Annotated in this window: 13 protein-coding genes; 3 read left to right on the plus strand and 10 right to left on the minus strand. The window is 65.8% G+C overall.

Annotated elements, in window-relative coordinates; all coding sequences use genetic code 11:
• Positions 1-13 precede the first annotated feature (13 nt).
• The gene (locus HZB53_05325; protein MBI5877053.1) at positions 14-772 is read right to left on the minus strand and encodes a hypothetical protein; all 759 of its coding nucleotides are present in this window, start codon (positions 770-772) and stop codon (positions 14-16) included.
• A 251-nt stretch (positions 773-1023) separates the two neighbouring features.
• On the opposite strand from HZB53_05325, the gene HZB53_05330 reads away from it, so the two are divergent.
• On the plus strand, positions 1024-1836 hold the full coding sequence (locus HZB53_05330) for a creatininase family protein (protein ID MBI5877054.1): 813 nt from the start codon (positions 1024-1026) through the stop codon (positions 1834-1836).
• A gap of 100 nt (positions 1837-1936) precedes the next feature.
• Here HZB53_05330 and HZB53_05335 read toward each other — a convergent pair whose 3' ends face one another.
• The 3 genes from HZB53_05335 to HZB53_05345 form a co-directional block, all read right to left on the minus strand.
• On the minus strand, positions 1937-2131 hold the full coding sequence (locus HZB53_05335) for a hypothetical protein (GenBank protein ID MBI5877055.1): 195 nt from the start codon (positions 2129-2131) through the stop codon (positions 1937-1939).
• 82 nt (positions 2132-2213) lie between these two features.
• Complete coding sequence (locus HZB53_05340; GenBank protein ID MBI5877056.1) at positions 2214-2513, minus strand: BrnT family toxin; 300 nt, start codon at positions 2511-2513, stop codon at positions 2214-2216.
• A gap of 278 nt (positions 2514-2791) precedes the next feature.
• Positions 2792-3379 carry a hypothetical protein gene (locus HZB53_05345; GenBank protein MBI5877057.1) on the minus strand — a complete coding sequence of 196 codons (588 nt, stop codon included), beginning with the start codon at positions 3377-3379 and terminating at the stop codon, positions 2792-2794.
• 295 nt (positions 3380-3674) lie between these two features.
• On the opposite strand from HZB53_05345, the gene HZB53_05350 reads away from it, so the two are divergent.
• Positions 3675-4655 carry a diguanylate cyclase gene (locus HZB53_05350; protein ID MBI5877058.1) on the plus strand — a complete coding sequence of 327 codons (981 nt, stop codon included), beginning with the start codon at positions 3675-3677 and terminating at the stop codon, positions 4653-4655.
• Between the two features lie 431 nt (positions 4656-5086).
• Here the strand turns inward: HZB53_05350 and HZB53_05355 are convergent, their stop codons facing one another.
• The 6 genes from HZB53_05355 to HZB53_05380 form a co-directional block, all read right to left on the minus strand.
• Positions 5087-5887, minus strand: a complete 801-nt coding sequence (locus tag HZB53_05355; protein MBI5877059.1) for an ABC transporter ATP-binding protein — start codon at positions 5885-5887, stop codon at positions 5087-5089.
• A gap of 14 nt (positions 5888-5901) precedes the next feature.
• Complete coding sequence (locus tag HZB53_05360; GenBank protein MBI5877060.1) at positions 5902-6507, minus strand: hypothetical protein; 606 nt, start codon at positions 6505-6507, stop codon at positions 5902-5904.
• Positions 6504-10565, minus strand: a complete 4062-nt coding sequence (locus HZB53_05365; protein ID MBI5877061.1) for a PAS domain S-box protein — start codon at positions 10563-10565, stop codon at positions 6504-6506. The genes HZB53_05360 and HZB53_05365 overlap by 4 nt, the downstream gene beginning before the upstream one ends.
• An 11-nt stretch (positions 10566-10576) precedes the next feature.
• Positions 10577-10903: a diguanylate cyclase gene (locus HZB53_05370; GenBank protein ID MBI5877062.1), complete on the minus strand. Its 327-nt coding sequence runs from the start codon at positions 10901-10903 to the stop codon at positions 10577-10579.
• 46 nt (positions 10904-10949) lie between these two features.
• A complete protein-coding gene (locus HZB53_05375; protein MBI5877063.1) occupies positions 10950-13187 on the minus strand; it encodes an ABC transporter permease in 2238 nt (745 codons plus the stop codon).
• 482 nt (positions 13188-13669) lie between these two features.
• Positions 13670-14014 carry a GIY-YIG nuclease family protein gene (locus HZB53_05380; protein MBI5877064.1) on the minus strand — a complete coding sequence of 115 codons (345 nt, stop codon included), beginning with the start codon at positions 14012-14014 and terminating at the stop codon, positions 13670-13672.
• Between the two features lie 292 nt (positions 14015-14306).
• Between HZB53_05380 and HZB53_05385 the strand changes: the two genes are divergently transcribed.
• Positions 14307-14777 carry a RidA family protein gene (locus HZB53_05385; protein MBI5877065.1) on the plus strand — a complete coding sequence of 157 codons (471 nt, stop codon included), beginning with the start codon at positions 14307-14309 and terminating at the stop codon, positions 14775-14777.
• The last annotated feature ends 241 nt before the right edge of the window (positions 14778-15018 follow it).

Raw genomic sequence — 15018 nt, forward strand, 5'->3', positions numbered from 1 at the left:
CCGGCCGCACGGCCTACGTCGCCATGCTCGCCCTTGATTCCATCAAGCTTGCCCGCAGCGCCGCCATCAGCGTCGCCGTGTCGCCATGCAGCGTGCGCTTGTTCTTCGGCGGCGGTATCAGCGGCGGGCCGAACGCCACGACGACCGGCTCGCGCCGTGCCGGAAGCTCCCACGTGTCGCAGCCGCGCAGGAACGCGGGCAGGATCGGCAACTGGAACTGGATCGCCAGGAACGCCGCGCCGTCCTGCAGCGGCTCGTCGGGCAGCAGGTCGGGCGCCCAATGGCCCTGCGGGTAGATCAGCAGGAACCGCTTGCCGGGGATAATGTCGTGCTCAATGGCGCGGAAGATGGCGCGCACGCTGGCCGGATCGCCGTGCTGGAACGGGACGTGGCCCAGCCCGAGCACCAGCCCTTTGCGCGTGCCGTCGATCACGTCGCGCGCGAACGGCGAACGCAGCCAGGCCATGTCGGTGTTGTCGTCGATGCGGTTGAGCGGCGTCGTGCGCATCGTCTGCCCGGTCGTCTCGCGCACCAGCCGCTCGAGGATGAATGTGTCGGGGCTGGGGCCGCAGCGCGCCGCGCCGGTGTTCGGCACCTGCACGTGGTTGGCCGCGAGAATGAACGCCGCGCCGCCGCAGGCGCGCAGGTGCTCGCCGCCGCGCACGTCGAACCGGCAGCGGCCGATGCGGCCGTTGACGAAGCGGTAGAGCGCGAAACCGAACGGCCGTGCCAGCCACTGACCGACGGCGGTGAAAGCGTCTACGGTGTTCACGATGGGACTCCTGGCTGAGCGGCGCGGCATCGTAACGAAAGCGTCCACGCTCATTATAGCGCGGAGTCGCCCATATCGCGGGACGACGAGTCAGAAGACGAATCCACCACAGAGTCACAGAGGCACAGAGCACCAAAATGGTTTTCTCTGTGTCTCTGTGTCTTTGTGGTGTGATGGCTTGCTCTGCGCGGCCTTGTGCCAGCCGGCGTCCCGTCCTATAATCGGCGCAATCCCTACCATGCGAGGTGGCTATGGCGTTCACTCACCGTTATGATGATCTCACCTGGCCGGAAGTCAAAGAGGCGGTCGCGCGCGACGTGGTCGTTTTGGTGCCGGTCGGCGCCATCGAAGACCACGGCCCGCACCTGCCGCTGAACACCGACAACGTCATCGTCGAAGCGGTCTGCTTCGAGACGGCGCGGCGCTCAGGCGGCGACGTGCTCTCGCTGCCGGTCGTGCCGGTCGGGCTCGACGAGCACCACATGGACTTCCCCGGCACGGTCAGCGTGGACATGGAACTGCTGCTGGCCTACCTGGCGCAGTGCGCGATCAGCCTCGCCCGCCACGGCTTCAAGCACATCATGATCGTCAACGGGCACGGCAGCAACGCCAGCGTCTGCGAACTGGCCACGCGCAAGGCCGTGCTGGCGACCGGCGCCATCGTCGGCGCGATGGCCGGCAACGCCGCCGTCAACGACGCGCTCGTGCGCGACCTGCTGGCGCAGCACCGCGCCAGCGCCCCCGGCGGCATCGGCCACGCCTGCGAGTACGAGACGGCGATGATGCTCCACCTGCGACCCGAGCTCGTGCAGATGGACAAGGCGGTCCGCGAGACGGGCCAACTGGCGACCAAATACTTCAACTGGGGTGACCAGCCGGAGCCGGCCGCCTATGCATGGATGGACTGGTGGAGCCGCTTCTCACAGAGCGGCATCGCCGGCGACCCAACCGTAGCGACCGCCGAGTTCGGGCGCATCATGTACGACGAGACGTGCAACCGCATGGTCGAGCTGCTGCGCGAGTTCCGTCAGATACCGGTGCGGCCGCGCGTCGATCATCACTGATGGGGACGGTCAGCACTTCAACCCATCAGGCGGATGGGATACATGCAGTCCGGGTCACGCAGAACTTTCGTCAAAGCGAGGCGCTTGGAGACGGTGGCCGCTAGCGGCTGCGCTCAACCAGTGCGCGGATCGCCTTCGATAAGTTAGCGTCGAGCGTGCGCAGGTAGTCGGCTTGCGATTTGAATAGCGTGACCGTGTGCCGCTCAACCGTCTCAACGGCGGGCTTACGCCCTGCGCCCGCGCGCTTGCCGCCGTGTGGCACCTTGACCCGCCCCGCAAAGCGGTTGGGCTTCATCTTGGCGGGGTCGAGGGGAATTTCCAGCGGCAGTTCGTATGCGTCCAACTTGGCCGTCGCTCGCGCCCGGTTTGGGGCGCGCTTACGGGTGGAAACGTTCCTCATAGATGCTTCGCTCCGTTTGCGTGGCGCGCCGTGCGCTGATGATGCGAATTCGATGCGCGGCACGCTCGACAAATGCAATCACCAGCAGGCGATTGTCGTATGAATAGCCGATGAGCCATTCCCGCGGCTCGTCGTCGGAGTGGCGCTCATCCGCCTGTGTGTAGGCCGTCGGATCGTCAAACACGGTTGCCGCTTCTTCAAAGCTGACGCCGTGCTTCCGCACATTGGCCCGCGCCTTGGCAACGTTCCACTCGAAAGAGAAGTCGTCCTGACTCATACGAATGGTCTCGGCTGGCTACGCCTTGAATATATCATACTATTTCAAGAATGCAAAGCCGTTGTGCCGATCAACGCCGCGTCACTTTGGGGTACGTTACCTGTCGAGACAGCACTCGTCGCCCAGTCGACTTGCTGCGCGAGCACCGGCAGATGCCGGTGCGCACGCGCGTCGACCTTCATGGATAGATATACTACATCGCGTGGAAGCGGGAAACGCGGGGGCACGTCAGGTTGACGCAGCCCCCGCATTCGTTGACCATGCCCGGCAAGCGACTGTTAGCGGAAGCCCAGGATGGTGCCGCGATCGACTTGCAGCGTCACCTCGCCGGAGGTGGAACCGGCGATGATGTTGGCCGAGTAGGTGTACTTGCCCGGATTCAGGATGATGAACTGCTCGCCGGGGACACCGGTTCCGGGCGAAGCCGGAACCACGAACTCCCTGTCGTTGACATTGAAGTTCAGCGGGCGCCCCGTATAATTGCGAACCAGCAGGCCGCTCTTGCCGGGCGGAATATAGTACGGGTTGACCGGCGTGTTCACCGGCGGAGGCGACGTCGGCGTCGCCGTGGGCGGGCGCGGCGTGTTGGTCGGCGGTACCCGTGTTGCCGTGGGCGGCACTGGCGTGGCGGTTGGCGGCAGCGGCGTTGGCGTGGACGTGCTCGTCGGCGTGGCCGTCGGCAGCGGCGTGTTGGTTGCGGTGGCCGTCGGCGTGTTAGTCGACGTGGCGGTCGGCGGCACCGGCGTCGCCGTAGGCGGAACCGGCGTAGCGGTTGGCGGCACGGGGGTCGCCGTCGGCGCGGGCGCCAGCGGCCCGCACGCAGCAAGCAACAGAACCAGCATCAGGATGATTGTTGGACGGATCATTGGATGCTCCTCGCATCGGGTATCAGGTGACTGTGACGTGGATTGCCAGACCCAAGTATGTCAGACGCCTCCCGTAGTACGTGCACAGCCCGGACGGGCAATGACCAACGCGTTGGTATCACTATATGCCGATCGGCGCCAAAGTTCAAGAGTGATTTTGTTAACGAAACATTACAGCGTTGTAACAATTGCATTGCACGTTATGACGAGCGGGACAGATGTCTTATACCTGCCGCGCCGATGTTGAAGTAGAATAGCACAATACCAATCGACATATCGGTGCGTTTTCTTATCCATGAACATTCTGATCATTTGTGACGAGCCGGGCAGCGGCGAGCCGCTGCAAACTATGCTGGAGCAGGCCGGTTACTCCAGCGTACGGCTCGTTGGCGGCCCGCAGGCCGGACTGGAGGAGCTTGGCATTACCGGCCAGGCAACGCCGGCAGAGGACGTGTCGCTGATCGTGATCGAGTTCACGCCGCCGGGGACCGATGAACTGGAAGTGTGCCGGCGCATCAAAGGCGAACCGCGCCTGGCCGATATCCCCATCATCGTGCTCAACACCGATTACGACACCGCGATTCTTCGGAACGCGTTCGAAGCCGGCGTCACCGACTACCTGGCCGGTCCGCTCCGGCCGGACGAATTTCTGGCGCGTGCGCGCGCCGCGCTGAACCTGCACGCGGAGCGCGAGCAACGCAAGCAGCGCGAGCGCGAACTGCTGGAAAAGACGCGCCAGTTGGAAGCCGCTCACCGCGAACTGCAGTTGCTCGCGACGCTCGACCCGCTGACCGGGATTGCCAACCGGCGCACGTTCGAGGATTTTCTGGAGGTCGAGTGGCGGCGCGCCGTGCGCAACCGCGCATCCATCTCTCTGCTGATCGTCGATGTGGACTGGTTCAAGGCGTACAACGACCATTACGGCCACCAGGCCGGCGATATCTGCCTGCGGCGCATCGCGACCACGCTCTCCGACAGCCTCAACCGCCCGGGTGACCTCGCCAGTCGCTTCGGCGGCGAGGAGTTCGCGGTCGTGCTGCCCGACACCGACGATCGCGGCGCGTACTTCGTCGGCGAGCGGCTGCGCCGCCGCATTGAGTCGCTCGCGATCATGCACCCGGCATCGGTCATCAGCAGCTACGTCACAATCAGCGTGGGCACGGCAACCCGGCAGCCGCAGAAGGGCGACAGCACCGACGAGATGATAACTGCCGCCGACAATGCGCTCTATCGCGGCAAGCAGCGCGGCCGCAATCAGGTCATACCGGCGCCGTAGGCACGCGTGGCTCCCGTTACAGCGCCAGGCCGGACGGCTTACAGCAACCTTCAGGCATAGCGGGCACGCTCAACCATTTCGCGGTGCACAGGATATCAACAGCAATTCTCAATTTGGAGTCTGTCCACCAGGTTGCCCCCTCATCCCCGGCCCCTTCTCCCCCGCGCGCGCGGGGGAGAAGGGGAAAAGCTAACGGGGAGGGCAACGCCGCTTTCTTGTCGAGCCAGCTTGCGTGATAAGCACCAGGAGGGCCAGTTCATAGCAAGCCGGCATTGGAAAGTACCCGTCCAAAGCCAAAATGAGAATTGCTGGGATATCAACACAAAGGCACAAAGAAAAAAACCTTGCAGATGTGCTTGGTGCTTTTGTGTTGGATTCGATTGATCGTCAGGGCGTGCCGCGCGCCGGGCCGGTTGTTTCTGAAACCCGCGCTAGACCTGTTCCAGCAGGCGCCGCATGGCCGCCGCGCTGTCGCGGTAGCCGGGCGGCAACTCCTCGCCGGACATGATCGCCTGCCCCAGCGGCGAACTCTTGAAGTCGATCAGGTCGCGCGCAAAAGCGTCGGTCACCACCGTGTCGCTCTGGATGCGGCCGTCGCGCAGCGTGATGATGCGCCGCGTGGCGCTGGCAACCTCGTGGTTGTGCGTGACCGCGATCAGCGTGGTACCTTGCGCGCGATTGAGCTCGTTCAGGAGCTTCATAATCTCTTCGGTCGTCTTGGAATCGAGGTTGCCGGTTGGCTCGTCGGCCAGCACGATCGCCGGGTGGTTGGCCAGCGCGCGCGCGATCGCCACGCGCTGGCGCTCGCCGCCCGACAGCTGGTTCGGCAGGAAGCGCATACGGTGCGCCAGCCCGACCAGCGCCAGCATCTCCCGCGCGCGTGCGCGCCGTTTGCCCGCGCTCAGCGGCATCTCGTACAGCGGCGCCTCGACATTCTCCTCCGCCGTCAGCGTCGGGATCAGGTTGTGCATCTGGAACACGAAACCGATCGTCTGGTTGCGGAAGCGGTCGAGGTTGCGCACTTTAGCCAGCGCTGTGCCGTTAATCGCCACCATGCCGCTGCTGGGGCGGTCGAGCGCGCCGATGATATTGAGCAGGGTCGATTTGCCGGAGCCCGACGGGCCGACGATGGCTACAAACTCGCCGGCCCGCACCACCAGGTCGACGTTGTTGAGCGCATAAACCTTGTCGCCGTCGCCGTACACCTTGGTCAGCCCCGTCGTCTCGACGATGATCCGTGCCTCGCTCATGACAGCCCCCTGTTCGTTAGCCGCCGGAAGACGGCCGCCGCCGTGCCCGCCAGAATCACGACGGCGCACAACCCAACCAGCGCCCACTTGAGAGTGGTGAACGCTGCGGTCGTCTGGGCGATGCCAGCCATGCGCGCCGGGTAGTTCGCCAGCATCACGACCAGTCCCGCGTTTTCGGAGTAATCGGCCAGCAGATAGACCAGTGGCAGGCGCGCCAGCCGCCGGTCCCAGCGGCCCGGCCGGGCGGCGCCCCAGGCCAGCGCGATCAGCGCGCCCAGCATGAGCGCCGACACGAGCGGGTAGAGCATATCGACAACGGCGACCGACAGCGCGTAAAGTCGCCGCCCGTCGTCGCCGAGCGCATCCAGCGCCGCATACCCCTCGGCAGCCGTCCACGACCAGCGCGTGTCGGGCAGCACGACGGCCAGCGCGGCCGGCCCGGCCCAGGCGCGCAGGGCCGGAAACACGGCCAGTGTGAACAGCGCAAACAGCCCGATCGGCAGCAGCACCCGCGCATTGGCGAACTGCGTCATGACGGCGCGATCGTAGGCGCTCAACAACCGCGCGATCCCGAACGGCGTATCGCGGTCTGGCGTGTTCATAGGCCCGGTGTTTCCTTGCGGGCGCGTTTGTCCTCGTACATCCGCGCATCGGCCAGCTTCAGCGCCTCCTGCAAATCGCCGTGCATGGCCGTCGCAGTCCCCAGCGACAGGCTGAGTGGAACGCCGGCCTGCGCCCGGTTCGCCAACGCCACGTTTTCGCGGATGCGCCCCATCACTTGCGCGGCGCACTCCGCATCGGTTTCCGGCAGCACCAGCACGAACTCATCGCCGCCCATCCGCGCCAGGATGTCCGACGCGCGGAACGCCGATTGCAGCACGCGCGCTGCGCGTCTCAACAACTCGTCGCCCGCCGCGTGGCCGAGCCGGTCGTTGGTGGTCTTCATGTTGTCCAGGTCGGCGACCAGTATACTGATCGGAAAATCGCGGCTCGTCGCCAGGCGTTCCAACTCGGCTTCCAGGAACGACCGGCTATATACACCCGTCAATGCGTCGTGCGTGCTGATATAGCGCAGTTGGTCTTCGGTCTGTTTGCGCTCGGTCAGGTCGGTGATGACGGCGATCGCGCCGGCGGCGCCGCCCTGCGGGTCGCGCGGCACGGCAACAATCTGGGCGGGCAACAGCCGGCCATCGGCGCAGACGAAGCACAACTCGTATGTGCTGGGCTGCCCGGCCATCCGCGCCGCGCGCGCCGCGACGAGCCGCTCGCGGTCTGCGGGGGCAACCAACTCGTCCGGCCATTGGCCCGAGAACGACTCGGGGGCATAGCCCAGCATGCGTGCGCACGCCGCGTTGGCAAACTCGATGCGGCCCTCGCGATCCGTTACAAACAGTCCCTGCCCCATCGTGTTCACCACGGTCATGGCGAAATCGCGCTGTGCCTGCAACGCTTGCTTCAGGCGGTTCTGCTCGGTCATGTCGCTAATGACCGCCACCGAGCCGCCGTACTCCTTGCCGTTCCAGCGCGGGACGCCGGTGATCTGCACCTCGACCCGGCGGCCATCACGGTGCAGATATACCGCCGGGCACGTCGTGATCTTGCCGCGCCGGCGGTCGCTGGCGGCCTGCGCCCGTTCCTGCTCATAGTCGGGGGCGGCGATATCCGCCTGGCGCTTGCCGATGATCTCCTCCGGCGAACGCCCGACGGTGCGCACGAACGCCGGGTTGACGTACTCAAAGCAGCCCTGCGCGTTCGTAACGGTCAGGCCCTGCCCGATGGTATTCAGCACCGAGGTGGCGAAGTGGAACTGCACCTCCAGCTCACGCTCCAGTTGCTTGCGCTCCGTCACGTCATGGACAATGGTGTACAGCAGGTTGCGCCCGCCGCTGCGCACCGGGGTCGTATAGACCTCGACATCGCGCTCCGCGCCGGACGCCATGCGTTGGCGCACGAAGAGGTGTCGCAGCAACCCGCTCTTGGCGTGCTGCATACTCTGATCCAGCTCGGCTGCTGCGAGTACGTTGATATCCTTCATGTTCATCGTGTGCAGGCGGTCGAGCAGGTAGCCGTAGAAGCGGCTGGCCGCCGGGTTGGCGTCCACAATCGCGCCGGTCTCCGGGTCGAGAACCAGCATGACGGCCGAATGCTCGGTGAACATCTGGCGGTAGCGCGCTTCACTTTCGCGCAGCGCATCCTCGCTCCGTTTGCGCTCGGTCAGGTCCGTGAGCACCGCGATGGCGCCGGTACTGGCGCCCGCGGCATGCCGTGGTGCGCCGCCGAGCAGCACGGGCACCAGGCTCCCGTCGGCGCGGACACAGCGGACCTCGCAGGTGGCTTCGCGGCCCGCGCGCCACGCCGCCAGCACGTCCGCCAGCGCCCGCCGGTCTGCGGAGTGCAGCATGGCTGCCAGCGGCTGGCCCGGAAACGCAGCACGCGGATAGCCCAGCAGCCGCTCACAGGCCGGGTTGACAAATTCGAAGCGGCCCTCGCGGTCGAGGACGGCCACGCCCTGGCCCATGGCGTTGATCACCGCGATGGCGAAGTCGCGTTGACGCTCCAGTTCCTGCTCCATGCGCTTGCGTTCGCTCAAATCCGTGACCACAGAGATCGCCCCGGCGAACTGGCCGTCCACAAAACGCGGCACACCGGTGACCTGCGCTTGCAGAATGCCGCCGTCGCCGCGCCGGTAGTTGATTTCGTGGGTCGCCGTGCCGCCCGCCGCGAGATCGGCTCGCAGCTGCGCGTGCATCGCCATGCTGCCGGATGCGACGAAGTCGCTCGGCTGCTTGCCGATCACGTCCGCTGGTGCGCAGCCCAGCAGGCGCGCCATGGCCGGATTGACGAACTCATACGCGGCCCGGGCATCCGTCACCGCCAGCCCCTCGCCCATGTTGTTTACAACCATCAGCGCGAAGTCGCGCTGTTTCTCCAGTTCTTGTTCCAGGCGCTTGCGCTCGGTCAGGTCGGTCACCACGGCGATCGCGCCCGCGTACTGCCCGTCCCTCCAGCGCGGCACGCCGGTGACCAGCGCGGTCACGATCGCCCCGTCGCGGCGGCGGTAGCGCGCTTCGTACGACGTGGTCTTGCCCTGCATGCGGTCGGCGCGCGCCTGCGCCAGCATGCCCGCGTCGCCCGGCGCGGCAAAGTCGACCGGGCATTTGCCGATGATCTCGTCAGGCGCATAGCCGATAAAGCGCGCATAGGCCGGGTTGACGTACTCGATGCGCGCATCGGCGTCGGTGGCCGTCAACCCCTGTCCCATCGTGTTCACGACGGCCAGCGCAAAGTCGCGCTCGCGCTGCAACTCGCGTTCCAGGCGCTTGCGCTCGGTGATATCCCGCGCGGATGCGTACAGCAGCTGCTCGCCGTCCCATGTCAGCCCGGTCGCCGTGATTTCCACGTCCCGAATGCCGCCGTCTTTTCGACGGTGCCGGGTTTCGAACGTGCTGGGGTGATCCATGGACCGGTTGACCTGCTCGATCAGTTCAGCGCCACTCCACCTGACGTCCCAGTCGGCAACCGTCAGCGCGCGCGCTTCGTCGGCCGTGTAGCCCAGCTGCGACAGAAATGCGTCGTTCCACTCGCGCAGGCGTCCCTGCCGGTCAATCACATGGATGGCGTCGTGCGCGACCCGCATCAGTCGCACGTATCGCTCGCGCTCCTTTTCCACGGCGTGTTCGCGCCGCACTTGCGCATTGACGTCGGTGAGGGTGGTGACCACGGATTGCAGCGCGTCGCTGCCCGAGGCGCGGATGGGCTGCGTGTTCAGCAGCAGCCACGAGCACTCGCCGCCCGGCCGTTCGATGCCGATGGGCGCGCTCTGCTGCGGTTCGCCGGTGCGCAAGGTGATCGATGCCGGGTGCTCGTCATGCGGCAGCGGCGATCCATCGGCGCGGATTGCACCCACGCACAGTGTCGCACACCCCTGCCCAACGATCTGGTCGGCCGGGCGCCCCAACAGGCGCTCGGCGCCGGCGTTGCAGGCGGTGATGACGCCGCGGGCATCTTGCACCAGCACGCCATCACCCATGGTGGCGAGCACGGACTGCAGGCGTGCTTCGCTCTGGCGCAGTTGCGCAGCGGCCTGCTGGCGCTCGGCCAGCGCCTGGCGCGTGGAACGGAGCGCCAGAAATGTCAGACCGCCCTGCGCCACCAGCAAAGCTGTAAACGTCACCCACTGCGTCACCGTCAAGGTGTAGTCCGGGCGCGGCAGCCAGCCGGCGTTTTCGGCGCCGATCAGACCGAGGATGGTTAGCGATGACAGCACGATTCCGACCACCAGGCCGCGCAGGTCAAACAGCAGTCCGAACCCGACCACCAGCACGCCGAAGCCCATCGCCACCGGCGTGCGGATTGTGCCCAGCGCGACGACGGCCGCCGCCACCGTGAACAACGCCGCGACGGCCAGCATGATGCTCGCCATCTGCACGCGCCCGCGCCGCATCAGGAAGCGCGCCAACAGCACCAGGACCACCAGCAGCGCGTCGACGGCGCTGACCTCCCACGGCGTGCGGCCGCCGATCAGATTGCCCGCAATCGCCACGGGCACGGTAAACAGCAGGATATTCAAGGCATAGTTGAGGATGCTCGCGCGATAGGACTTTGCTTCGGCGTCGGGGAAGACCGGTGCGGCCAGCCAGCGGCGTAGTCGGTGGATCATGGGGTGCGGCCTCACGCTGTGTCCAATGTCGTTTGGCGTCGATGGTGGATGCCGGTTAGCGCGGCGGCCGGCGAGACGATCTTGCGGGCGCGCGTGTCTGTGACCATGCGCTCGTCGGCCTGGGTGAATGCGTCCGGCAGCGCGCCAGACGCCGCCGTCGCGACCCCGGTCGAGAGGCCGAGCGGCAATGGCGGCTGCGCCCGGTTCGCATCCGTCAGGCTGGCGCGGATGCGCGTCGCCACCTGGTCGGCGCGCTCCGTATCCGTGCGGGGCAGCAGGAGCACGAATTCGTCGCCGGGGAGGACCGGTGGTGCGAGCCGGCGGGTGGGTGCGTTCAATGTCGTCGTGATTCGCCGCGTTTCATCGTCCGGTGCAGGGCCGCGCCTATTCGTAACGCAGCGCCTCGATCGGCCGCAGGTTGGCCGCGCGCCACGCCGGGTACACGCCGCCGATTACGCCGAGCGCGACCGCCAGCAAGAACACCTGCCCGAACATCTCCGCCGAGTAAGCCGGTGTGAGCATCGCGCCCATCGTCGGCTCCAGCGTGAACAGCCCGGCCAGCCCCATGCCGAGCGCGATGCCGGCCAGCGCGCTCAGTACGCTCAGCGCCAGCGACTCGACCAGCACCATGCGCACAACCCGCCCGCGGCTCCAGCCGAGCGCGCGCAGCACGCCGATCTCCTGCGTGCGCTCGAAGACGCTCATCAGCATCGCATTGGTCATCACGATGCCGCCGACGATCACGGTCAGTACGATCAGCGCGTTGAGCGTCGCGTAGGTTACGGCCATGTCGTTCATGCGCTGGGTGAAATTGGACGGGCGCGAGACGATGATCTCCGGGTACTCGGCCTCCAGCGCCAGCGCGACCGCATCGATGCGAGCCGGGTCGGCCACCCGAAAGCCGAGGAACGACGCCTGCCGCGTCTTGTTGAAGCGCTCCTGCGCATCGCGCAGGGTGATGACGCTGCCGCCGTCCTCGAACGACACGCCGTTCTCGTAGATGCCGACGACCTCATAGCCGGAGCCGCCGATCTGCAGCTTGTCGCCGATGTTCTTCTTGGCGCTGCGCGCCAGGAAGCGGCCGAGCATCACCTCGCGCGGGCGCTCGATCAACCGCCCCTCACGCAGGCGGTAATGCGTGAGGTACTCGTCGCTTGGATCGACGCCCCACACGATCAGATACAGCATGTCGGGCGCGGATGTGACGCCCATCACCAGCTTGGACACGGAACGGATGTCCGGCCGCAGGGCGATCCGGTCGGCGATGCGCTCATCGATCTTCGAGAGCGACGCATCGGAGACGCCCGCCTCCTCGGCCAGCAGGTCGATCTGGCCGGCGCCGCCCAGTTGTGTGAAGAGCACGGTGAAGCCGTTGACGATGGCAATCAGCGCGACGATGAAGCCGACGCCAATGCCAATGCCAAGCGTCGTCACCAGCGTGCGCGCGGGGCGACGCCAGAGATTGCGCAGCGCGCTGCCGGTGAGGCGCGCGAGCAGCCGGCTGGCGGGGCCAAGCTCGCCGCCGACGCCCGACTCGCGGCGCATCGCCTCGATCGGCTGTAACTGCGCCGCGCGCCAGGCCGGGTACATGCCGCCGACCGTGCCGAGCATCAGCGCAATCACCATCGCCTGGCCCATCATGGCCGGCGTCAGCGTGCCGCTCAGTATCGTTTGCGTGGCCGGCGAGAGGCGCGCCGCCTCGATCAGCGCCCAGCCGAGGGCAATGCCCGCCAGCCCACCGGCCGCGGCCAGCGCCAGCGATTCGCCGAGGATCAGCGCCAGAATGCGGCGGCGGCGCCAACCCAGCGCCCGCAGCACGCCGATCTCGCGCGTGCGCTCGATGACGCTCATCAGCGTCGTGTTCATCATGCCAAGCCCGCCGACCAGGACGCCGAACACACCGAGGAACCAGCCGAAGCTGCTGTATAGATCCAGCATTTCGGTCTGGCGCGTCTGCTCGCCGGAGCGCGTGGCGGCCAGGTCCGGCCAGCGCGTTTCAATCTCCGCCCGCACCGCGTCGATCTGCCGCAAATCCTTAAGCCGCACGTTGTAGTAGTTGACCGTGCGCGGCTTGCCGAACGAACGCTGGGCATCTTCCAGCGTGATTACGGCGCCGCCATCCTCGATCGCGGCGCCGGTCTCGTATATGCCGACGACGGTGTAGGAGTTTTCGCCGATGCGGAAGCGGTCGCCGACCGTCTTCTTGAAATTACCGGCGGTTAGCTTGCCGATCATCACCTCGCGCCGGGTGCGCAGCGGCTCGCCGGCGATCACGCGGTAGTGCGCCAGCGTGAAGCCGCGCGGGTCTTCGCCGATCACGAAGAAGTACGGGATGTCCGGCATGGTGAGCATGCCGACCACCGTGCCGCAGACCGCGTCCACGTTGCGCATGCCGCGCAGTTCCTCGCCGACGGCGTCATCCACTGAGCTCATCAGCGCAAGGATGGCGTCTTCCTCGGCAACCATCAGGTCGGCGCTGGCCGAGGTGAACACGGTCTTGAACCCGCCGGCCATCCCTTCGCCGAACGCGCCGAGCGCGACCACGGCGGCCACGCCGACGGCGATGCCGAGCACGGTCAGTAAGGTGCGGGTCTTGCGCCGCCACAGATTCTTCAGAATCATGGGTGGATCATGAGTGAAGGCAGATAGACAGCACGGCACGTACAGAGATCAGTCGACCTTGTCGCCGCCGCAAACTCTCCCTGTGACACATGCGGGGTGCACGAGCCATAAAACGTATCGGGCAACATCACGTGGCGCGTGTTGGAAAGGTCCCCCTGGCGGTCGCTATCCAAAGTGGCCTATGGTCAATTGTAGCGCATTTGGAGTCTAAAATGAAGTGCGGGCGGAGTTTGGGTGCACAGATGTAGGGCAGAACAACTAAGCTGCCACACAGGTGCCACCATCGTCACTCCCGCGAAGGCGGGAGTCCAGAACAGAACCTCTGGATGCCCGCTTTCGCGGGCATGACGGCTTGTTGGCCCAATAGCCGCCCCAGAACTGAAATGCACCGGAGTTTTTTCGCCAGGCCTTTCCAGGGGACGCCCTATGCGCGGTGAGAACGCAGTGCTGACGCGCGGGGTTGAGGTGCCGGAGCGGTCGGTCTAGTCGGACTTGCGCGCTTTTCGCGCCCGCCCGCTCCGGCGCGGCTTGCGACGAACGAAGATCGCTGCGTCGGCCATGCCGTCTATGGCAGGCAGCGCCCGCGCGCCCGCCAGCAGCGCGTCCTTCTGCGCGCGCGGCAGCGCCTTGATGCGCCGCTCCAGTTTGAGCGCGCTCATACGGTCGCTCGCCTCCCACGCGGCAACCAGCGCGACCGGGCCGTTCATGCGCGTGTATTTCGCGCCCCTGCCGGCGTTATGCTTGGCGACCCGCGCCTCCACGTCCGCGGCGTAGCCGGTGTAGAGCGCGCCGTTGGCGCAGCGAACGATGTAAACGAAGTGGGGCATGTCAGTGCGGCAAGCATAGTGGGTAAAATCCCAAAGCCCAAATTCCAACTCCCAACTTCCAAATCCCAACCGTTAGAGCAGATTCCGATTGAGTTCATAGTTATGCTGCGAGCGATCAGTTCGTCATGCCGGCGAAGGCCGGCATCCAGACGGGCTGTTCTGGACTCTGGCTTTCGCCGGAGTGACGAGTTGGTGTACCGGCAGTACAAAGCCAATTGGAAATCGCTCTAGGCGTGATTGGACGCCTTGCGGTTATGCTATACTGGCTGCACGCTATCGCGGAGGGATTTTTATGGGTGTCATCGAGCAACGCATACGAGAACTGGCGATCGAGTTGCCGTCGCCGTGGAACGTGCCGGCGCAGTTCAACTTCGTCACCGTGGCGCTTCACGGACGCACGGCGTACGTCTCCGGCCATGGACCACTGGCGGACGGGCGGATCCTCTACCGGGGTCAGGTGGGCCGCGACCTGGGCGAGACCGACGCTTATGCCGCCGCGCGCGCGACGATGCTGTTAATGCTCGCATCACTGAAGCAAGCCCTGGGCAACCTGGATCGCATCACGCGCATCGTCAAGGTCTTCGGCATGGTCAACGCGGCGCCCGACTTTGACCGGCATCCCGCCGTCATCAATGGCGCGTCCGACTTGCTCGAAACGCTCTGGGGTCCGGAGCGCGGCAAACACGCGCGTTCGGCCGTCGGCATGGCCAGCCTGCCGATGGGCATCGCCGTCGAACTGGAAATGATCGCCGAGTTTGCGTAGCGCAAAAGACAAAATCCTTTACCGCAGAGGGCGCAGAGAACGCAGAGAAACCCCAGCGCTTTTCTCTGTGCTTCTGTGGCTCTGTGGTGCTCTTTTCGCGCCACGCAAAATCGAAAACCGTCTAAACCGCAAAGGACGCAAAGCACGCAAAGGAAAACCTTTCGCCGCAGAGAGCGCAGAGGACGCAGAGAAAAAAACGGGTTTACTCTGCGTGCTCTGCGGTTAGTCTCTTTTGGATTTC

It is taken from the genome of Chloroflexota bacterium (assembly GCA_016235055.1).
Lineage (GTDB): Bacteria > Chloroflexota > Anaerolineae > JACRMK01 > JACRMK01 > JACRMK01.